This window comes from Novosphingobium sp., assembly GCF_036803765.1.
Classification (GTDB): Bacteria; Pseudomonadota; Alphaproteobacteria; order Sphingomonadales; family Sphingomonadaceae; genus Novosphingobium.
This window is the reverse complement of the sequence record NZ_DAIRTS010000010.1, coordinates 98,986-116,991: the sequence shown is the minus strand read 5'-3', so window position 1 is coordinate 116,991 and position 18,006 is coordinate 98,986. Positions and strand designations below refer to the sequence as shown.

Annotated in this window: 21 protein-coding genes; 11 read left to right on the top strand and 10 right to left on the bottom strand. The window is 68.4% G+C overall.

What is annotated here, in order from left to right; translation table 11 throughout:
• Positions 1-80: 80 nt before the first annotated feature.
• Positions 81-842 (bottom strand): helix-turn-helix domain-containing protein, encoded by a 762-nt coding sequence (locus V7Q48_RS09050; RefSeq protein WP_333837663.1) that lies wholly within the window; start codon positions 840-842, stop codon positions 81-83.
• A 78-nt stretch (positions 843-920) separates the two neighbouring features.
• Between V7Q48_RS09050 and V7Q48_RS09045 the strand changes: the two genes are divergently transcribed.
• Positions 921-1,688 (top strand): class I SAM-dependent methyltransferase, encoded by a 768-nt coding sequence (locus V7Q48_RS09045; RefSeq protein WP_333837661.1) that lies wholly within the window; start codon positions 921-923, stop codon positions 1,686-1,688.
• A 31-nt stretch (positions 1,689-1,719) separates the two neighbouring features.
• Here the strand turns inward: V7Q48_RS09045 and V7Q48_RS09040 are convergent, their stop codons facing one another.
• The 4 genes from V7Q48_RS09040 to V7Q48_RS09025 all read right to left on the bottom strand — a co-directional run bounded on the left by V7Q48_RS09040 (position 1,720) and on the right by V7Q48_RS09025 (position 6,538).
• Positions 1,720-2,220 carry a tetratricopeptide repeat protein gene (locus V7Q48_RS09040; protein WP_333837659.1) on the bottom strand — a complete coding sequence of 167 codons (501 nt, stop codon included), beginning with the start codon at positions 2,218-2,220 and terminating at the stop codon, positions 1,720-1,722.
• A gap of 65 nt (positions 2,221-2,285) precedes the next feature.
• Positions 2,286-3,467: an RsmB/NOP family class I SAM-dependent RNA methyltransferase gene (locus V7Q48_RS09035; RefSeq protein ID WP_333837657.1), complete on the bottom strand. Its 1,182-nt coding sequence runs from the start codon at positions 3,465-3,467 to the stop codon at positions 2,286-2,288.
• Positions 3,464-4,921, bottom strand: coding sequence for an IMP dehydrogenase (gene guaB, locus V7Q48_RS09030; RefSeq protein WP_333837655.1), 1,458 nt, complete (start codon positions 4,919-4,921; stop codon positions 3,464-3,466). Before guaB ends, V7Q48_RS09035 begins: the two co-directional genes overlap by 4 nt.
• Before the next feature lie 66 nt (positions 4,922-4,987).
• A complete protein-coding gene (locus tag V7Q48_RS09025; protein ID WP_333837653.1) occupies positions 4,988-6,538 on the bottom strand; it encodes a M28 family metallopeptidase in 1,551 nt (516 codons plus the stop codon).
• Positions 6,539-6,912: 374 nt separating this feature from the next.
• Between V7Q48_RS09025 and ypfJ the strand changes: the two genes are divergently transcribed.
• Together ypfJ and V7Q48_RS09015 are read left to right on the top strand one after the other, a co-directional pair.
• Positions 6,913-7,827 carry a KPN_02809 family neutral zinc metallopeptidase gene (gene ypfJ, locus V7Q48_RS09020; protein ID WP_333837652.1) on the top strand — a complete coding sequence of 305 codons (915 nt, stop codon included), beginning with the start codon at positions 6,913-6,915 and terminating at the stop codon, positions 7,825-7,827.
• A 59-nt stretch (positions 7,828-7,886) separates the two neighbouring features.
• Positions 7,887-8,483, top strand: a complete 597-nt coding sequence (locus V7Q48_RS09015) for a hypothetical protein (protein WP_333837651.1) — start codon at positions 7,887-7,889, stop codon at positions 8,481-8,483.
• An 81-nt stretch (positions 8,484-8,564) separates the two neighbouring features.
• Here the strand turns inward: V7Q48_RS09015 and sdhA are convergent, their stop codons facing one another.
• Genes sdhA through sdhC form a run of 3 tightly spaced genes read right to left on the bottom strand, consistent with a single transcriptional unit; the run spans position 8,565 to position 11,213 of the window.
• Positions 8,565-10,370, bottom strand: a complete 1,806-nt coding sequence (sdhA, locus tag V7Q48_RS09010) for a succinate dehydrogenase flavoprotein subunit (RefSeq protein ID WP_333837650.1) — start codon at positions 10,368-10,370, stop codon at positions 8,565-8,567.
• A 3-nt stretch (positions 10,371-10,373) separates the two neighbouring features.
• The gene (gene sdhD, locus V7Q48_RS09005; RefSeq protein ID WP_333837649.1) at positions 10,374-10,757 is read right to left on the bottom strand and encodes a succinate dehydrogenase, hydrophobic membrane anchor protein; all 384 of its coding nucleotides are present in this window, start codon (positions 10,755-10,757) and stop codon (positions 10,374-10,376) included.
• Between the two features lie 30 nt (positions 10,758-10,787).
• On the bottom strand, positions 10,788-11,213 hold the full coding sequence (gene sdhC / locus V7Q48_RS09000; protein ID WP_333837648.1) for a succinate dehydrogenase, cytochrome b556 subunit: 426 nt from the start codon (positions 11,211-11,213) through the stop codon (positions 10,788-10,790).
• A 170-nt stretch (positions 11,214-11,383) separates the two neighbouring features.
• Between sdhC and bla the strand changes: the two genes are divergently transcribed.
• From bla to V7Q48_RS08965, 7 genes are read left to right on the top strand one after another with little or no spacing between them, the layout of a single operon-like run.
• Positions 11,384-12,319: a subclass B3 metallo-beta-lactamase gene (gene bla, locus V7Q48_RS08995; RefSeq protein WP_333837647.1), complete on the top strand. Its 936-nt coding sequence runs from the start codon at positions 11,384-11,386 to the stop codon at positions 12,317-12,319.
• Positions 12,316-13,272: a 50S ribosomal protein L11 methyltransferase gene (locus V7Q48_RS08990; RefSeq protein WP_333837646.1), complete on the top strand. Its 957-nt coding sequence runs from the start codon at positions 12,316-12,318 to the stop codon at positions 13,270-13,272. Before bla ends, V7Q48_RS08990 begins: the two co-directional genes overlap by 4 nt.
• Positions 13,273-13,303: 31 nt before the next feature.
• The gene (greB, locus tag V7Q48_RS08985) at positions 13,304-13,792 is read left to right on the top strand and encodes a transcription elongation factor GreB (protein ID WP_333837645.1); all 489 of its coding nucleotides are present in this window, start codon (positions 13,304-13,306) and stop codon (positions 13,790-13,792) included.
• Positions 13,789-14,451 (top strand): histidine phosphatase family protein, encoded by a 663-nt coding sequence (locus V7Q48_RS08980; protein WP_333837644.1) that lies wholly within the window; start codon positions 13,789-13,791, stop codon positions 14,449-14,451. Before greB ends, V7Q48_RS08980 begins: the two co-directional genes overlap by 4 nt.
• Positions 14,451-14,639 carry a DUF4169 family protein gene (locus V7Q48_RS08975; RefSeq protein ID WP_333837642.1) on the top strand — a complete coding sequence of 63 codons (189 nt, stop codon included), beginning with the start codon at positions 14,451-14,453 and terminating at the stop codon, positions 14,637-14,639. Before V7Q48_RS08980 ends, V7Q48_RS08975 begins: the two co-directional genes overlap by 1 nt.
• Positions 14,639-14,842, top strand: a complete 204-nt coding sequence (locus tag V7Q48_RS08970; protein ID WP_333837641.1) for a hypothetical protein — start codon at positions 14,639-14,641, stop codon at positions 14,840-14,842. Before V7Q48_RS08975 ends, V7Q48_RS08970 begins: the two co-directional genes overlap by 1 nt.
• Positions 14,818-15,312, top strand: a complete 495-nt coding sequence (locus V7Q48_RS08965) for a hypothetical protein (RefSeq protein ID WP_333837640.1) — start codon at positions 14,818-14,820, stop codon at positions 15,310-15,312. Before V7Q48_RS08970 ends, V7Q48_RS08965 begins: the two co-directional genes overlap by 25 nt.
• 63 nt (positions 15,313-15,375) lie before the next feature.
• Here the strand turns inward: V7Q48_RS08965 and V7Q48_RS08960 are convergent, their stop codons facing one another.
• Positions 15,376-16,062, bottom strand: a complete 687-nt coding sequence (locus V7Q48_RS08960; protein WP_333837639.1) for an outer membrane protein — start codon at positions 16,060-16,062, stop codon at positions 15,376-15,378.
• Between the two features lie 305 nt (positions 16,063-16,367).
• Between V7Q48_RS08960 and rlmN the strand changes: the two genes are divergently transcribed.
• Positions 16,368-17,609, top strand: coding sequence for a 23S rRNA (adenine(2503)-C(2))-methyltransferase RlmN (rlmN, locus tag V7Q48_RS08955; RefSeq protein WP_333837670.1), 1,242 nt, complete (start codon positions 16,368-16,370; stop codon positions 17,607-17,609).
• A gap of 190 nt (positions 17,610-17,799) precedes the next feature.
• On the opposite strand, the gene V7Q48_RS08950 is transcribed toward rlmN, so the two are convergent.
• Positions 17,800-18,000: a hypothetical protein gene (locus V7Q48_RS08950; RefSeq protein ID WP_333837638.1), complete on the bottom strand. Its 201-nt coding sequence runs from the start codon at positions 17,998-18,000 to the stop codon at positions 17,800-17,802.
• Between the last annotated feature and the right edge of the window lie 6 nt (positions 18,001-18,006).

Here is an 18,006-nt window from a genome sequence, read left to right as displayed (position 1 = left end):
CGGCGGAATAGGGATCTTGAACAAACCCCGTTCGGGCTGAGCCTGTCGAAGCCCCCCACCCCACAGCCTGCCACCACCCCTCAAGCCGGATGCAGCATCACCACCTTGCAATCCGGTCGATCCGCCGGCAGCCAGGTGAACTGCCGGAACGCGAGGTGCCCATCCCAGGGGTGGTCGAAGCGGCGCACGCCGCCCTCGCGCCCCTGCACAACCTGCTCGTCCCACATCGCGGCGAAGTCGACGCTGGCGTTGCGCAAGTCCGCGACCACGCGCGCGCTGAGCGGGTCGGCGTGGCGGCCGGCGTGATCGGCACGAAACTCGGCGATCAGGCGGCGCGCACGATCGAACCAGTCGGGCAGCATGGCGCGCGCCTCGTGGCGCAGGAACATGTAGCGCAGCAGGTTCCGCTCGCCGCCGGCATCCAGCCAGCCGGGAAACAGGCGTTCGGCCGCCGCATTCCAGCACGTCGCGCGCCAGGCCCGGTCGAGGCCATAGGCCGGCCCCGGTGCCATCTCGACCATGATCTTCACCGACTCCGGCGGCCCCTCGTGATCGGGCAGGCCCGGCGCCTCGGGGTCGGTGCGTCCGGCCAGCTCGAACAGATAGGCGCGCTCGGCCAAAGACAGGCCCAGAGCGCGCGCGAGCCGCGCCAGCGCATGGGGCGACGGGTTCGCCTCGCGCCCCTGCTCCAGCCACGACAGCCAGGTCGTGCTGATCCCGGCGCGGATGGCCAGTTCCTCGCGCCGCAAGCCCGGCGTGCGCCGTCGGCCCCCGCCCTCGGCCGGGCAGCGTTCGCGCATGGCGCGCAGGAAGCGGCCAAGATCTTGCCGGGTATCGTTCATGCCAGCGCTCATAACAGGATAAGTGCCACTCTTGTACCAGGGTATCAGCAAGGTCAGATGGGCGCGAAAGGAACTTCGATGACCAGTCCATCACACGATCAGCATGCCCCACAGCGCTTCAGCGCTCGTGCGGCGGCTTATGTCGCCAGCGCCGTTCACGCCAGCGGCGCCGATCTCGACCGCATGGCCGAGGCCGCATCCCGCGCCGCGCCGGCGCGCCTGCTCGACATCGGCACCGGCGGCGGCCACGTCGCCTATGCCCTGGCACCGCACGCCGGCGCGGTGGTTGCAGTCGACCCGGCGCAGGGCATGCTCGATGCGATGGCTGCCGAAGCCGGGCGGCGGGGCCTCGCCACGATCACCACGGTCCGCGCGCCGGCCGAGCGCTTGCCCTTTGCCGATGCGGCATTCGATGCCGTCGCCTCTCGCTTTTCCGCGCACCATTGGGGTAGTTTGTCGCGAGGGTTGGCAGAGGCACGGCGAGTCTGCCGAACGGGCGCCCTCGCGCTGTTCGCCGATATCGTCGCGCCGCCCACTGCGCTGTGCGATACGCACCTGCAGGCGGTGGAACTGCTGCGCGATCCCAGCCATGTGCGCGACTATAGCCTGGCGGAGTGGACGGCGCATCTCGCCCATGCCGGGTTTGCCGCGGCCGCCATTTACCCGACGCGGCTGCGCATGGATTTCCCGGCATGGACCGCGCGAATGGATACGCCGCCCGACCTGCAGGCCGCCATTCGCATGCTGCAGCACAGCGCGCCGGCTGAAGTGCGCGACCACTTCGCGATCGAGGCCGATGGCAGCTTCACCATCGACAGCATGCTGATCGAGGCGCGCGCGATCTGAAGCCCCCGCCACGGCGTGGGGAAAGCCGCGGTCAGTTGGTCTGGACGGCCTGGTCCGGCTTGGTCGCCTCGGCCGCGACCTTGACCGGGCCGCTGGCCAGCGCCTTGCTGACGATGGCGGTTTCGGGGCAGGTGCGGCCGCACAGCCCCTCGAGCCGGGCGAGGCTGGCGCGGGCCTTGTCGGTCGCGCCCTTTTCCGCGAGCGCCGCGCCTTCGCCGGCGATCGCGGCAAGGTTGTTCGGCTCGCGATCTAGCACATCGCGGTAGTAGTGGATTGCCTTGCCCTGCAGCCCGGCCTGCCGCGAGGCATCGCCCAAAGCAATCAGGATTGCGGCGTTTGCCGGATCGACCGTCAATGCTGACTCGAGACTGTCGGTCGCGGCGTTGACGTTACCGGCGGTGAGCTGGCTGCGCCCCGCATCGAGCAGCGCGGTCGCGCGCGGGTCGACCGGATCGCCGGTACGCGCCGATCCCATGCTGCCATTGACGGCAAGAACGAGGGACAGGGCAACCGCAACCGGCGTATAACGCATCAACCACTCCTTGAACCGGGACTCTTCGCCACGACGATAGACCACCCTCATGGTCCCGGCATCTATCACACCCGCACGATCCGCGCGAAGAAAAACCCGTCCGTCCCGTCATGATACGGAGACAAACGCCAGCCGCCGCCATGCGCCCGCCCCAGCGGCGCCACGACCGGATCGACCCGGAAGCCGGGATGGCGGGCCAGGAACGCCGCCAACCCGTCGGCGCCCTCGGCATCGAGCAGCGAGCAGGTGATGAACCCGATGCGACCGCCCGGCCTCACCAGCCCTGCGGCGACATCGAGCACGCGGGCCTGCATCGCCTGATAGCGCTGGACCGCCGCCGGGGTCAGGCGCCAGCGTGCCTCGGGATTGCGGCGCCAGGTTCCGGTGCCCGAACAGGGCGCATCGACCAGCACCGCATCGGCTTGGCCTTGCCAGTCTGCCAGCGCTTCCGGTTCGCGACCGGGATCGAGCAGGCGGGTTTCGGCCAGGGCGCCTGCCCGCTCTGCGCGTGGCGCAAGGCGTTGCAGCCGGGCGCGGTCGATGTCGCAGGCCAGCAGCCGACCGACGTTGCCCATGGCCGCCGCGAGCGCGAGCGTCTTGCCCCCGGCGCCCGCGCACAGGTCGACCACGCTTTCCCCCGGCATGGCCCCGAGTGCCGCGCAGGCGAGCTGGCTTCCGGTGTCCTGCACCTCGAACAGCCCGTCCGCGAACGCTGGCCAGCTTTCAGCCGCCGTTCCGAGCGGCAGACGCAACCCATGCGGCGCCGCGGTCGTCTCGGCCGCGACAGGCAGGTCGGAGGCCAGGGTATCGCGATCGGTCTTGAGGGTGTTGACGCGAATGTCGAGCGGCGCGCGGCCCAGCAAGGCCGCCTGCTCGTTCGTGTCGAGGCCCGACGCGGCCATCGTGTCGGCCAGCCAGCGCGGCATGACGCCCGCCTCGGCCACAGGCTCTCCTGCCGCAATGGGCGCAGGCCCATAGGTCGAGCCGTCGAATAGCGAAGCGAGCGAAGGATCGTCGATCGCGAGGCGCAGCAGCGCCGCACGGCCGCTCGCCGGCACCTCGCCGCAGGCACGGATCGCCGACCACACCAGCTCGCGGATCGCGCGCCGGTCCTTGGAGCCGACGAACCGGCGCTGGCGGAACCACTCGGCGGCGAGGCGATCGGCCGAAGCCCCCTGCCCGCGCGCCGCCGCGACCACTTGGTCGAGGATATCGATCGCGGCCTGGACCCGCGCGGCGGGCGTCACCGCGTCGGGTAGTTCGGTGCCTCGCGGGTGATCGTCACGTCGTGGACGTGGCTTTCCTTGAGGCCGGCATTGGTGATGCGCACGAACTTGGCATTGGTGCGCAGGTGATCGATCGTGGCGCTGCCGGTGTAACCCATGGCGGCCTTGATCCCGCCGACCAGCTGGTGGACGACGTCCTTGGCCGGGCCCTTGTAGGGCACCTGGCCCTCGATGCCCTCGGGCACCAGCTTCATCGAATCCTTGATGTCCTGCTGGAAATAGCGGTCGGCCGAGCCGCGCGCCATCGCGCCCACCGAACCCATGCCGCGATAAGCCTTGTAGGCGCGGCCCTGGTAAATGAACGTCTCGCCGGGTGCTTCCTCGGTGCCGGCGAGCATCGAGCCGACCATGATCGTGCTGGCGCCCGCGGCCAGCGCTTTCGCCGCGTCGCCCGAGGTGCGCAGGCCGCCGTCGCCGATGACCGGCACGCCCGACTTTTCGGCTTCCTCGGCGCATTCCATGATCGCGGTCAGCTGTGGGACGCCGACGCCCGCGACGATGCGCGTGGTGCAGATCGAGCCGGGGCCGATGCCCACCTTCACGCCATCGGCGCCCGCGTCGATCAGGGCGCGGGTCGCCTCGGCCGTGGCAACGTTGCCGGCAATGACCTGCACGGTGTTGGACAGCTTCTTCACCGCTTCCACGGCGCGCGCCACGTCACGGTTGTGGCCGTGCGCGGTGTCGATGATGACGACGTCGCACTCGGCCTCGACCAGAGCGTGGGTGCGGGCATAGCCCTTCTCGCCCACGGTCGTCGCGGCAGCCACGCGCAGGCGCCCGGCTGCATCCTTGGTGGCGTTGGGATAAGTCACCGACTTCTCGATGTCCTTGACCGTGATGAGGCCGATGCAGCGATAGGCATCGTCGACCACCAGCAGCTTCTCGATCCGGCGCTGGTGCAGCAGGCGGCGCGCTTCGTCGCCGCTGGTGCCGAGCGGCACGGTCGCGAGGTTCTCGTGCGTCATCAACTCGCGCACCGGCTGCGCCTGATTCGCGGCGAAGCGCACGTCGCGGTTGGTGAGAATGCCGACCAGCTTGCCGCTGGCCTCGACGACGGGAATGCCGCTGATGCGGTGCATGCTCATCAGCGCCTGCGCCTCGCCCAGCGTGGCGTCGGGGGCGATGGTGATCGGATTGACGACCATGCCGCTCTCGTAGCGCTTGACCGCGCGAACAGCCGCGGCCTGTTCCTCGATCGTCAGGTTACGGTGAAGCACGCCGATCCCGCCGAGCTGCGCCATCACGATCGCCATGTCGGCCTCGGTCACGGTGTCCATCGCCGCCGACAGCACCGGGATGTTGAGCGCGATGCCGCGGGTCAGGCGCGTGCGCGTATCGGCCTGCGAGGGCACGATGTCGGACTCGGCCGGACGCAGCAGGACGTCGTCGAAGGTGAGGCCGAGGGGGATTTCCATGATGAACGCCACTTCCTGTCCGGGTAGATTCGTGGCGGCCCATGTAATCAAGCCGGGAACCAATGGCTAGGGGGTACGCAGCGTATTCGTCTGCGCCGGCAGCGACCGTGTCGTAGCGCTACCAGGATACACCCGTGTATCCGCGAAGTGGCGGACCAACTCGGTGGTGATGGCGACGTCGTCCGCCATGCCGGCGTAGTTCACCGCGTCCGGCGTGTCCGTGGGGGTGTGGTAGGCGCTGCCCATGAAGGCCTGCAGCCGCGCGGGGTCGCCATAGCTCGTGCTGACCATGATGGCCGGCACGTCGTGCTGCAGGAAAACCCAGCTGTCCTGGCGGCGGACATAGGCGCCCGCGGCAGCGTCGACGGCGGCACCATCGGCCATGCGGCGGCGCATCTGCGACACGACCTTCTCCACGTCGTCGTCGAGCGGCGTCAGCCCCTTGCCGACGATTGCCACTGGCCCGCCGGCGGGTACAAGGCCGGTGCTGTCGACATTGAACGCCGCGACGATCCGCTCGAGCGGGAGCGGCGGGTTTTCGGCGAAGGCGAGCGCGCCGAGCAGGCCCATCTCCTCGCCCGTCGTCGCCAGCACATAGACGTCGCGATCCAGCCCGCTGCCGGGTCCATCGCCCCGGCCGGCGGGATGCAGGATCTGGCGTGCGGCCTCGGTGATCACGGCAAGGCCGCTGGCATTGTCGACCGCGCCCGGGCAGATCGTCCCGTCGGGGCGGCAAGCACCAAAATGATCCCAATGCGCCACGAGAAGCACGGCGCCTGCCTGCGGATTGCGGCCGGGTATCCGCCCGATCAGGTTGTGCGTGCGGATGCGGGTTTCCTTGCTCGTCGCCTCCAGCGTCGCGGTGACACCGATGGGGCGCGGCACGAAATCGGGTTGGCCCGCTTCCTTGCGCAGGGCGTCGAGCGCAGCGCCGGGCTGCGCGGCCGAGCCGCCGAGCAGGCGATCCGCGAACTCGGGCGTGACGAAGGCCTCGATCTCGTTTTCGAGGTGCTCGCCGGGCAGGCTGTTGCCGGCCTTGAGCCTGTTCGCGGCAACGTCGTCGAGGCGGCGCGATCCGTCGAGAACGGTGATGACCGCCATGGCACCGGCATCGAGCAGGCGGCCTGCCGCATCGGGCGCGGACGCGACCACTGGCTTGGCCCTGTCGCCCGCCCTGCCCTTGTCCTTCTCGCGGGCCTTGGCCTCGATCATGCTGTCGAACACCATGGCGATCCGCCCGGCAAGGTCGGTCCGCGAGGGCATCTCGCCCCGGCCTACCACGACGACCGGCGCGTTCTCGACGAGATTGCGGATCCCGGTGGTGAGGACCAGCACGCCCTTGCTATCACCCACGAGGCGATGGTGCCCGCGAACGAACAGGGCGCGCGACATTACCGGCTCGCGCGTGACGAGTTCGACCGGTGCGAACCAAGGGCTGGCCGGGAGGTTGGTGCCCGACTCCATGCCCATGTCGAACCACTGTTTGGCAAGATAGCGCAGCGTGCGGGTTTCGCCCTCGGTGCCGGGCCGGCGTCCGCCGAAGGCCGGGCTTGCCAGCGTCTCGACCTGCGCGCGCAGGGAAGCCTCGATCGTCGGGATGGCATTGCGGGGCGGCACGGAAGCAGGCGGCCGCGCCACACCGGCTTGCGACACGAGTGTCAGCGAAAGGACGGCGGCACCGACGACGGCGGAGCGGAGCGTCCGGCGCCCTGCTCCAGCCCTTGTTCGCGCTCGCTTCATCGATTGCCCCACACGCCCCGTCGCATCGTTCCTGCTGACAAAACCCTTTGCGCGGCGCAAGTTCCCGAACTGCAAAATACCGTCAATCCCACTAGATGACGGGTCGGGCGTGGCGACCCGGACACAGCGCCGCAGGGTTTGCTGCGTGGGGGCTGGAACATTCCGCGTTGCCGAGGCTTGCCATCCACGCGATCCGGGCAAAGATACCGACATGTGCAGCCCGGCGCAGCGCTCAAGAGGGACCAGGATAGATGCGGCTCGACGACTACGACAATTCGATCGATGTAGAGGACCAGCGCGGCCGGGGCGGCGGTTTCTCGCTCGGCGGTGGTGGTGGCGGAGGCGGCTTTCCGCTTGGCCTGATCCTCAGCCTCGTCGGCTCGCGCTTTGGCATCATCGGCATCATCCTTGTCGTGGGCGCATCGTTCCTGTTCGGCGGCCTGCCGCACCATCTGACCGCCCCCGTCGGCGACACGCCGTCGCAGCAGGTCGGCCAGCCCGGTGGCGAAACGCTGGCGCAGGCCTGCGACGTCAACGCCTTCAGCCATGAAAGCTGCAACGCGCTGTCCTCGCTCAACAAGACCTGGAAGCCGCTGCTCGCCGCCAGCCAGGTCCAGTTCCGCGCGCCCAAGCTGGTGTTCTATTCGAGCCAGGGCTCGTCGGGTTGCGGCGCCGCGCAGAGCGCGATGGGCCCGTTCTATTGCCCCAGCGACCAGGGCATCTACATCGACACCGACTTCTATACCGAGCTCGACAAGAAGCTCGGGGCTGGCGGCGATTTCGCACGCGTCTACGTCATGGCGCACGAATATGGCCACCACGTCCAGAACCTCGTCGGCACATCGGACAAGGTGACGCGGGCGCAGCGCAGCAACCCGTCCTCGGCCAACCCGCTGTCGGTGCGGCTCGAGCTGCAGGCGGACTGCTACGCCGGCGTATGGGCGGCACAGAACCGCGCGCGGATCGAGGCGGGCGACGTCGAGGAAGGCCTGCGCGCCGCGCACCAGATCGGCGACGACACCTTGATGGCCGCGGCCGGCCGCACCCCGGTGGAGGCTGCTTTCACGCACGGCAGCGCCGCGCAGCGCATGGCCTGGCTGCGCAAGGGCCTCGACAGCGGTGACCCGGCAAGCTGCAACACCTTCGCGCAAGGCGCGGTGCAGTAATCGATCGCGGAACAATGCCCCGGTTGCGGCGTATTGCGGCAAACCGGGGAGTTTTCACGATGACCGCTTTCAAATCCGCATTTTCCATCGCCGCTGCCGGCATGCTGGCCATGGTCGGCCAATCGGCCCTCGCGCAGACCGCCGTCTCGCCCAAGGACGCCAAGGTTGGTGATGTCGCCGCCACGCCGCTCGAGACGGTGAACCTCAAGAAGCAGGACATCCCGCCGATCCTGCTCAATGCGCGTCAGGCGCCTTACACGCTGTCGGGCCTCAAGACCTGCGCCGCGCTCACCGGCGAGATCCGTCGCCTCGACGCCGCGCTCGGCGACGACATCGACATCGCCGACTACACCAAGGGCGGCATGAAGGCGGGCAATACCGCCAAGTCGATCATCGGCGGTCTCATCCCGTTCGGCGGCGTCATCCGCGAAGTCACCGGTGCTAACGAGAGCCAACGCCAGTGGCAGGTTGCGCTCTACGCCGGCACCGCACGCCGCTCGTTCCTTAAGGGCATCGGCCAGTCGAAGGGCTGCCCCTACCCCGCCCGCGCCGCCCGCGCGAGCGATGCCAAGATGATCGCCGCCAATCGCGCCCGCGAGGAAGCTGCCGCCGAAGCCGCCAAGCAGCAGGCCAAGGAAGACCGCCGCCGCCGCTGAGGCCGGTTTTCAGCCTGACGACATGAAAAAGGCCGGAGCGTCGCCGCTCCGGCCTTTTTGTTGTTCGGTGAAGACCGTGGCTCAGTACACGCGGGCCTTGGGCTTGATGTACTGCACGTCGTCGGTCAGCGTGAACTCGTGCACCGGGCGGTAGTCGAGCTTGATGTCGCCGCTCTTGCCTCCCCAGCCGTCGAACCAGCCCACGGTGTGCTTCATCCAGTTGGCGTCGTCGCGGTTCGGGAAGTCCTCGTGCGCGTGGGCGCCGCGGCTTTCCTTGCGGTTGTATGCCGAATGCATGGTGACCGAGGCCTGGGCAATCAGGTTGTCGAGTTCCAGCGTTTCCACCAGGTCCGAGTTCCAGATCAGCGAACGATCCGAAACGCCGATGTCCTGCATCTGCGCATAGATCTGCGTCAGCTTTTCCTTGCCCTCGGCCATCAGTTCGTCGGTGCGGAACACCGCCGCGTGCTGGCTCATCGCGCGCTGCATCTCGGTGCGGATCTTCGCGGTCGGCGAGCCGCCCTTGGCGTTGCGGAAGTGGTCGAGGCGGGTCAGCGCGAGGTCGGCGCTGTCCTTGGGCAGCGAAGCGTGCGCGGTGCCCGGCTTGATCAGTTCCTTGAGGCGCAGGCCGGTGGCGCGGCCGAACACGACGAGGTCGATCAGCGAGTTCGAGCCGAGGCGGTTGGCGCCATGGACCGATACACAGGCCGCTTCACCCACCGCGAACAGGCCGGGGACGACCGTCTCGGGGTTGCCGTCGGCACCGATCGTCATGACCTCGCCGTGATAGTTCGTCGGGATACCGCCCATGTTGTAGTGGACGGTGGGCACGACCGGCAGCGGCTGGCGCGTGAGGTCGACACCGGCGAAGATCTTGCCGCTCTCGGTGATCCCGGGCAGACGCTCGCCCAGCACCTTGGCGTCGATGTGGTCGAGGTGCAGGAAGATATGGTCCTTGTGCGGACCGACGCCGCGGCCTTCGCGGATTTCCAGCGCCATCGAGCGCGAGACGACGTCGCGGCTGGCAAGGTCCTTCGCGGAAGGCGCATAGCGCTCCATGAAGCGCTCGCCCTCGGAGTTGGTGAGATAGCCGCCCTCGCCGCGCGCACCCTCGGTGATGAGCACGCCCGCGCCGTAGATGCCGGTCGGGTGGAACTGCACGAATTCCATGTCCTGCAGCGGCAGGCCGGCGCGCAGCACCATGCCGCCACCGTCGCCGGTGCAGGTATGGGCCGAAGTCGCCGTGAAGTAGCAGCGACCGTAGCCGCCGGTGGCAAGCACCACGGCATGGCTGCGGAAGCGGTGGATCGAGCCGTCGTCCATGCACAGCGCGATGACGCCGCGGCATTCACCGTTCTCCATGATCAGGTCGATCGCGAAGTATTCGATGAAGAAGTCGGCGTCGTACTTCAGGCTCTGCTGGTACAGGGCGTGGAGCATGGCGTGGCCGGTACGGTCGGCAGCAGCGCAGGTGCGCTGCACCGGCGGGCCTTCGCCCATGTTCTGCATGTGGCCGCCGAACGGGCGCTGATAGATCGTGCCGTCGGGGTTGCGGCTGAACGGCACGCCGGCATGCTCGAGTTCGTAGACCGCGGCCGGGGCTTCACGCACCATGTATTCGATGGCGTCCTGGTCGCCCAGCCAGTCCGACCCCTTGACGGTGTCGTACATGTGCCAGGTCCAGTGGTCCGGCGTGTTGTTCTGCAGCGAGGCGGCGATGCCACCCTGAGCCGCGACGGTGTGCGAACGGGTCGGGAAGACCTTGGTGATGCACGCGGTGCGCAGGCCGGCCTGGGCCGCGCCCATCGTGGCGCGCAGGCCCGAACCGCCGGCGCCGACGACGACGGTGTCGTAGGTATGGTCGATGATCTTGTACGGAGCAGTCATGGCTCAGGCGCCCCCGAGTGCAATGCGGATGATCGAGACGATGCCGAACACGGCAGCGGCGGCGGGCACGATGTTGACGAGCATCCACGCGGCGACCTTGCCGCCTTCTTCGTGGATGTAGTCCTCGAGCATGACCTGCACGCCGAGGCGCGCGTGATACAGCGTGTTGAGGACCAGCAGCACCAGCATGGTCGCCGAGAGCGGCTTGGCCGCCCAGGTGTGCAGTGTCACGTAGTCGTGCGCGGGCAGCAGCGCGAGGCTGACGCCGAGGAAGGGAATGAGAATGAGGTTGCCCACCGCCGTCAGGCGCTGTGCAAGCCAGTGGTGCGTGCCGGCGTGGCTGGAACCCAGCCCGCGGACGCGACCGATCGAAGTGCCGTTACCCATGCAAACCTCCGAAATTGTGCGTGCCGGCGCTCAGCGCAGCAGCACGAAACCCCAGGACAGGGCGGTAAGACCGACAGAAACGATCAGCGTGAAGACCGACCAACGGGCATTGGCCGAAAGTTCGTATCCGACGCCGATGTCGAGCACGAGGTGACGGATGCCCGACGCGGCATGCTGGAAGAACGCCCAGGTCAGGCCGACGAGGACGATCTTGCCGAGGATCGCGGTGATCGACGACAGGCCGCCGGCGGCGCCCGTCCAGACGTAGGTCATGAAGGTCTCGTAGGCCTCGGGACCGCTGGCGATCGAACCCAGCCACCACAGCAGGAGCGACAGGCCGACGAAGGCCATGCCGTTGCCGGTCACGCGGTGGAGGATCGAGACCAGCATGGCCGGACCCCAGCGCCAGATCTGGAGGTGCGGCGAAAGTGGCCGGTTGCTGCGCGCCAGCGCCATGGAACTTCCCCTTCTTCTCGCAAAAACGGCGACCGTCGAACGGGTCACCCGTCGTATCGAGTCGCTATTAGTCGAAAAGCCCCCGGGTGCAAGCCGGCGAACGGGCATGCCGCCAAACGCCGCACATTCGTATGTTGTCCTGCGGCAGGATACCGACCAAAGTGCAGCCGATGCACCGATTCCCGACTTTCGCAACCGCGCTCGCGGCGCTTGGCGTCCCTGCGCTTTTCGCCATGGCAACGCTGCCCGCCAGCGCCGCCGCCCGGCCCGCTACCGCAGGCCCCATGCCAACGCTGGCGACAGCATGCGAGGGGCGCGATGCGTGGGATGCCCCGGCTCCGCCGCAGCGCATCTTCGGCAATACCTGGTACGTCGGGACCTGCGGGATCAGCGCCGTGCTGGTCACCTCGACCGCCGGGCACATCCTCGTCGACGGCGGCGTGCCCGAAGCGGCGCCACTGGTGCTGGCGAACATCCGCGCAGCCGGCTTTCGCCCGCGGGACGTGCGCTGGATCGTCTCCAGCCACGAGCATTGGGACCATGCCGGCGCGCTCGCCGCGCTCAAGCGGGCGACTGGCGCGCGGCTTGCGTTGCGCGCGCCCTCGGCAAAGGCCTTGGCAAGCGGCACGGTGCCCGCCGGCGATCCGCAGGCCGCAGGCCTGCGGCCATCCCCCGCCGTCATGGCCGATCGCATCGTTGATGATGGAGCCGTGGTCTCGGTCGGCCCCTTGCGGCTGACCGCCCACGCGACCCCGGGCCATTCGCCCGGCTCGACAAGCTGGACGTGGCGCAGTTGCGCTGGGGCAGACTGCCGCGCGATGGCCTATGCCGACAGCGTCACCGCGCTCGCCAGCGGGTCGTGGCGCTTTTCCGACCACCCGGCCTATGTCGCGTCATTCCGTCGCGCGCTGACGACGGTTGCGGCGTTGCCATGCGACATCCTGATGACACCGCATCCCGAAGCCTCCGATCTTTTCGCGCGGCTGGCGCACGGCACGCCGCCCCGCGATCCAGGCGCCTGCCGTGCCTATGCCGCGCGCGGTGCGGCACGGCTGGACGAGACTCTTGCCAAGGAGGCCGGCGCGCCGCAAAAGCCCGCGCCATGAGCTGGAAAATCACCATCCTCGCCCCGCGCCCGGTTATCGAGGCTGCGCTCATCGCGCATGAGGACGCCTTCGACTGGGACGCCGGCATCGTCATCGCGGGGAGCGAGATCGCCGAGGACAAGCCCGAGGACTGGCAGCTCGAGGCCTGGATGGCCGAGGAGCCGGGCGAAGACGAGCGCGCCGCGATCGCCGCACTCTTCGCCGATGGGGCGCCCGACATGCAGGTCGAGAAGCTGCCCGAGGAAGACTGGGTCACGCTGAGCCAGCAAGGCGTCGAGCCGATCCTCGAGGGGCCGTTCCACGTCCACACCCCCGAATATCCGCCGCGCGACGAACCCGGCCTGCGCAACCTGCTGATCCCGACGAGCCAGGCGTTCGGCACCGGCCAGCACGCGACCACGGCGGGCTGCCTCGCGATGCTGGCACGCATGAAGGCCAGTGGCGCGGTCGTGCGCAACCTTGCCGACATCGGCACGGGCACCGGCCTGCTGGCCTTTGCCGGACTGCATCTCTGGCCCCGCGCCCACGCCGTGGCCAGCGACATCGACGCGGTCTGCGGCCCGGTGGTGGCCACCAATGCCGATGCCAACGGCGTTCCCCTGGGTGATGGCCCCGGGAAGCTCGCCATGGTTATCGCGCCGGGAATGGATCACCCGCTGCTGAAGCTCGCCGCGCCGTACGACCTGCTGATCGCCAACATCCTCGCGGGTCCGCTGATCGAACTGGCGCCAGCCTTCGCCGCGGCCGTGCGGCCGGGCGGTCACGTGCTGCTGGCGGGTCTGCTGGCGACGCAGGAACGCGCGGTGCGCGCCGCCTATGCGCGCGCCGGCTTGCGCCTAGCCGCACGGCAGGTCCGCGGGGACTGGTCGATCCTGTGGCTGCGCCGCCGCGCCGCAACCCGCATCCGTGCCAGCAAGCCGGGCGTGCTGCCGACGTGGTCGCAAAAGTGGTGAACGCGGCTTGCTGCGTCGGAGCCGCCCGTTCGTGAAGCCCGACGGCAACCCGATCACCCCCGCCGGGCTCGCGGCGCTGCGCACGCGCTACGACCATCTGCTCGGCACCGAGCGCCCGGCGATCGTCGAGATCGTCAGCTGGGCGGCAGGCAATGGCGATCGCTCGGAGAACGGCGACTATCTCTATGGCCGCAAGCGCATGCGCGAGATCGACCGCGAGCTGGCATTCCTTGCACGGCGCATGAAGGCGGCGCGCGTCGTCGACCCCGCCCGGCAGGAGGATCGCACGCGCGTCCTGTTCGGGGCAACGGTGGAGATCGCCGACGAGGACGACAACCGCCGCACGTTGACGCTGGTAGGCGACGACGAGCAGGATGCCTCGCGCGGGCTGATCGGCTGGGGCGCACCGATCGCGCGGGCGCTGCGCGGCGCCCGGGTGGGAGATCTGCGGATCGTGCGCTTGCCGGCCGGCGAAAAGGAGTGGGAAATCATGGCGATCGACTATCCGGTGCCGGCATGAGCGATCAACGACCCCAGCCGCTGCTCAGGGGACGCTACTTCGTGCTGCGCCATGGCGAGACCGTCTACAACGCGGCGAAGCGACTGCAGTCGAACGCGATGCATACGCCGCTGACTCGCCAGGGCTGCGAGCAAGCGACGATGATGGGCCAGGCGCTGCGCGGGGAACTGGGCGAGCGCCCTCAGGTGCGGCTGCACATCTCCGACACCGGCCGCGCGCTGCAGACGGCCTCGCTCATCGCCGAGGAACTCGGGATCGACTGGTTCGCCGCCAGCCGCACGCCCGACCTGTTCGAGATCGACATGGGATCGTGGTGTGGACGCGGTTACGACGACGTCGAGGCCGACCACGGGCCGATCACGCTGGCCGACCACCTGCTGCGCCCGGCGCCCGATGGCGAGGATTACGTCGCGATCGCCGCGCGCCTGACGCGCTGGATCGACGCGGTGCGCGATGCCGGCGAGGATCGCGGCGATCATATCGTCGTCATGCACGGCATTTCCAGCCGCGTGCTCCGCGGGTTGCTCGCGGGGCTGCCGCCCCATACCGAACACCATGCCCCCATCGCGCCCTCGCTGGTCCAGGGGTCGATCGCGCTGATCGAGGATGGTGTCGAGACCGTGTTCTTCGGCTCGGCCCGCGGGACGGAACACGCCTGATGGCCGAGATCGTCAACCTGCGCATGGCGCGCAAGGCCAAGGCACGGCGCGACGCGGACGTACAGGCCGCCAGTAATCGCGCCAAGTTCGGACGGACGCGCGCGCAGAAGGCGGCCGATGACGCGGCCCGCGATGCCCTCGCCCGCCATGTCGATGCCCACGCCCTGCGCAACGAGGGGGACGCCTGATGCGCACGACCAGCGAAGGCGCGACCGTACGGCTCTATTACCTGGGCGATGGGCCCGAGATCGGAACGGCCGAAACGCTGTTCTACGGACCGCTCGGCGAGGCCATGGTGCTTGCCGCGCAGCAGCCCGAAGAGGTGCAGGATGGGCTGTTCATCGCCACTGACAACGACGTGATCGCATGGCGCGACTTGTCCGAGGGCTGATCGCCGCTTCCCTCGTCGCATGGGCCATTCCGGCATCCGCCCGCGACTCGCTCGGGGTGTGGAACGAGTGGGGCGCCTTTCGCGATCCCGCCGTGCCACGTTGCTATGCCATCGCCATGGCGGCCGCAGGGGGGCGCAACCGCGAACTCGTGCCGTTCATGACGGTTGGCACCTGGCCGCGTCGCAACATCCGCGGCGAAGTGCACTGGCGGCTGTCGCATCGCATCGCACCCGGCAGCAAGGTGACCGCCACGCTCGACGGCGAGAGCTTCGCCGTTATGGCAGCCGAGGCGAGCGCTTGGGCGCAGGACCGGCGGATGGACGCAGCCATCCTTGCCAAGCTGCGCTCCGCACCTGCGTTGACCATTGCCGGAAAGAGCCGCGACGGCCGCACGTTTCGCGACACATACCCCTTGCGCGGTGCGGCGTCCGCGCTCGACGCAGCGACGCTGGGCTGCGCGGGTCTCTGAACTAACGAAACGGGCCGGAAGGTCTCCCTCCCGGCCCGTCTGCGTCAAACCATCAGCATGCGATCAGAAGCGCAGGCCGTAGCTGGCGACGACCTGGTGACGGTCGGTGTCGACGTCGAAGCGGTCGCTGGTGTTGCCGTCGAAGTTGAAGTTCGCGCGGCTGTAGTTCGAGTAGCGATACTCGATGCGGCCGTAGGTCTTCGGGCTGAAGGCATATTCCACGCCGCCGCCGACGCGGTAGCCGTCGGTGGTGATGCGGTAGTCTTCGGTGCTGTCACCAGTGCCGTTGCGGCCCTGGAGCTTGTAGCTGGCGTTGGTGTAGCCACCCTTCACGTAGACCAGCGCCTTGGGCGAGACGGCGTAACCGACGCGCGCACCGACGTAGAGGTCACGACCGGCATCGACGCGGCCGAGGTTGAAGGTGTTGGGCTCGACCGTGCGGCGGTAGCTGGCAGTGCTGCCGGTCACTTCACCGTCGATGCCGACAACCAGATTGGAACCGACCGGCACGTCGTAGCCGATCTCGCCACCGTAGAGCATGCCGTTGATCGACTGCTTCTGGTTGCGGGTGTTGTCATTGTCGACCGAGCTGCCGGAACGGCTAACGTCATAGCCGAGCACTGCGCCGACGCGCGGGCCCGAGAACGTGCGGTTCGGCATTTCCGGCGTACCTGCAGTGTCCTGCGCGAAGGCGGGAGCGGCAACGGCGAGGGCCGAGGCGGCAGCCAGGCTGGCGATCATGATCTTCATAAAACATACTCCATGCGAACTGTTCTGGTCTTGCCGGCCGATCACCGAAACCTTGCGAGGTTCCATTTTGGCGATCGGTGTTGTGCGACCCGACAGACAGCCAAGGAACGGCGCGGCGGCCCGATAAGTTTCATGAACGTGACACAACAAGATGCTGTGGCATCTTTGCAACAGCCATCCCGCAGACCGGCGCGCATGAGGCATCGACGCCACCACTGGCGATTTTCCGATAAATGCGTATATGGCGCGGGATGAACGCCCCCATTTCGCCTGTTGCGGAGAGCCCCGCCTCCCCATCGACCTCGATGCCGACCTCGATGCCGATCCCCGGTCATGTCGATCCCGTGCCCGTGCCGCGCGACGTCACGCCGCGCAGCGATGGCAAGGTCGATCTCATCGGCCTGCCCCGCCCGCGCATCGCCGAACTCTTTGCCGCAGCCGGGCTCGACGCCAAGGCCGCCAAGCTGCGTGCCAAGCAGGTATTCCACTGGCTCTATCATCGCGGCGTGACCGAGTTCGAGGCGATGACCGACATCGCCAAGACCATGCGCCCCTGGCTGGCCGACCGTTTTGTCATCGGCCGGCCCGACGTGGTCGAGGCGCAAGTCTCGACCGATGGGACGCGCAAGTGGCTGCTGCGCACCTCCGATGCGCACGATTATGAAATGGTGTTCATCCCCGATGCGGATCGCGGCACGCTCTGCGTGTCGAGCCAGGTCGGCTGCACGCTCAACTGCCGCTTCTGCCACACCGGCACGATGCGCCTGGTCCGCAACCTGACGCCGGGCGAGATCGTCGGGCAGGTCATGCTCGCGCGTGACGCGCTGGGCGAATGGCCCAAGGGCTCGATGGCCGGCCTCGACCTCGACGAGGAAGAAGGCACCTACACCTCGGACGGGCGCCTGCTCACCAACATCGTGATGATGGGCATGGGCGAACCGCTCTACAATTTCGACAACGTGCGCGATGCGCTCAAGCTGGTGATGGACGGCGACGGCCTCGCGCTGTCCAAGCGCCGCATCACGCTCTCGACGGCCGGCGTCGTGCCGACCATGGCGCGCGCGGGCGAAGAGATCGGGGTGAACCTAGCCGTCTCGCTCCACGCGGTGACCAAGGATGTGCGTGACGAGATCGTGCCGATCAACCGCAAGTACGGGCTGGAAGAACTGCTCCAGGCCTGCGCCGATTATCCCGGTGCGAGCAACGCGCGGCGCATCACGTTCGAATACGTGATGCTCAAGGATCGCAACGACAGCGACGACGATGCGCGCGAACTGGTGCGCCTCCTCAAGCACTACAAGCTGCCGGCCAAGGTCAACCTGATCCCGTTCAACCCCTGGCCGGGCGCTCCTTACGAATGCTCGACGCCCGAGCGCATCAAGCGCTTCGCCGAGATCGTGTTCGAGGCGGGCATCTCCGCCCCGGTGCGCACTCCGCGCGGCCGCGATATCGACGCCGCGTGCGGCCAGCTCAAGACCGCCGCCGAAAAGCGCAGCCGTGCCGAACTTGACCGGCTGGCCGCGGAAAAGCAGGCCGCGCTAGGCTGAAGATCCTCCCTCCGCCCCGCGGGGGGAGGTGGCCGCCGCAGGCGGTCGGAGGGGGGGCGGCGTTTTGTCCGCTACGGCGGATCGAACATGCCCTCCCCCGACCCCTCCCGCAGGCGGGAGGGGAGAGCGGGCACAAAAAAGGGGCGGGAGCCAAGCGCTCCCGCCCCTTTTTTGCGTCCTTATTCGACGATCAGTCGAGCAGCGCGCGGATCTTGGCGATCAGCTTCTGGATGCGCTCGGCCGCCTCGGTAAAGGTTTCCACGTCGGCACGGTTGTTGTTGCCGCGCGCTTCCTTGGCGGATTCAAGGTAGCCTTCGAGATCGACCTCGAGCGCGTCGACGATCATCTCGCCCTCGTCTTCGGTCAGCGTCAGCTTGATGGTCTTGTCCACTGCAAT

Coding starts and splice junctions, on each gene's coding strand:
- sdhC (WP_333837648.1), bottom strand. CDS start 11,213: ATGGCGCTGGCGCGCAGCAACCGGCCACTTTCGCCGCACCTCCAGATC.
- V7Q48_RS08975 (WP_333837642.1), top strand. CDS start 14,451: ATGGCCGAGATCGTCAACCTGCGCATGGCGCGCAAGGCCAAGGCACGG.
- bla (WP_333837647.1), top strand. CDS start 11,384: ATGCACCGATTCCCGACTTTCGCAACCGCGCTCGCGGCGCTTGGCGTC.
- V7Q48_RS08965 (WP_333837640.1), top strand. CDS start 14,818: ATGGCGCGACTTGTCCGAGGGCTGATCGCCGCTTCCCTCGTCGCATGG.
- V7Q48_RS08970 (WP_333837641.1), top strand. CDS start 14,639: ATGCGCACGACCAGCGAAGGCGCGACCGTACGGCTCTATTACCTGGGC.
- ypfJ (WP_333837652.1), top strand. CDS start 6,913: ATGCGGCTCGACGACTACGACAATTCGATCGATGTAGAGGACCAGCGC.
- V7Q48_RS09050 (WP_333837663.1), bottom strand. CDS start 842: ATGAACGATACCCGGCAAGATCTTGGCCGCTTCCTGCGCGCCATGCGC.
- V7Q48_RS09040 (WP_333837659.1), bottom strand. CDS start 2,220: ATGCGTTATACGCCGGTTGCGGTTGCCCTGTCCCTCGTTCTTGCCGTC.
- sdhD (WP_333837649.1), bottom strand. CDS start 10,757: ATGGGTAACGGCACTTCGATCGGTCGCGTCCGCGGGCTGGGTTCCAGC.
- rlmN (WP_333837670.1), top strand. CDS start 16,368: ATGCCGACCTCGATGCCGATCCCCGGTCATGTCGATCCCGTGCCCGTG.
- V7Q48_RS09015 (WP_333837651.1), top strand. CDS start 7,887: ATGACCGCTTTCAAATCCGCATTTTCCATCGCCGCTGCCGGCATGCTG.
- V7Q48_RS08980 (WP_333837644.1), top strand. CDS start 13,789: ATGAGCGATCAACGACCCCAGCCGCTGCTCAGGGGACGCTACTTCGTG.
- V7Q48_RS09045 (WP_333837661.1), top strand. CDS start 921: ATGACCAGTCCATCACACGATCAGCATGCCCCACAGCGCTTCAGCGCT.
- V7Q48_RS08960 (WP_333837639.1), bottom strand. CDS start 16,062: ATGAAGATCATGATCGCCAGCCTGGCTGCCGCCTCGGCCCTCGCCGTT.
- sdhA (WP_333837650.1), bottom strand. CDS start 10,370: ATGACTGCTCCGTACAAGATCATCGACCATACCTACGACACCGTCGTC.
- V7Q48_RS08990 (WP_333837646.1), top strand. CDS start 12,316: ATGAGCTGGAAAATCACCATCCTCGCCCCGCGCCCGGTTATCGAGGCT.
- guaB (WP_333837655.1), bottom strand. CDS start 4,921: ATGGAAATCCCCCTCGGCCTCACCTTCGACGACGTCCTGCTGCGTCCG.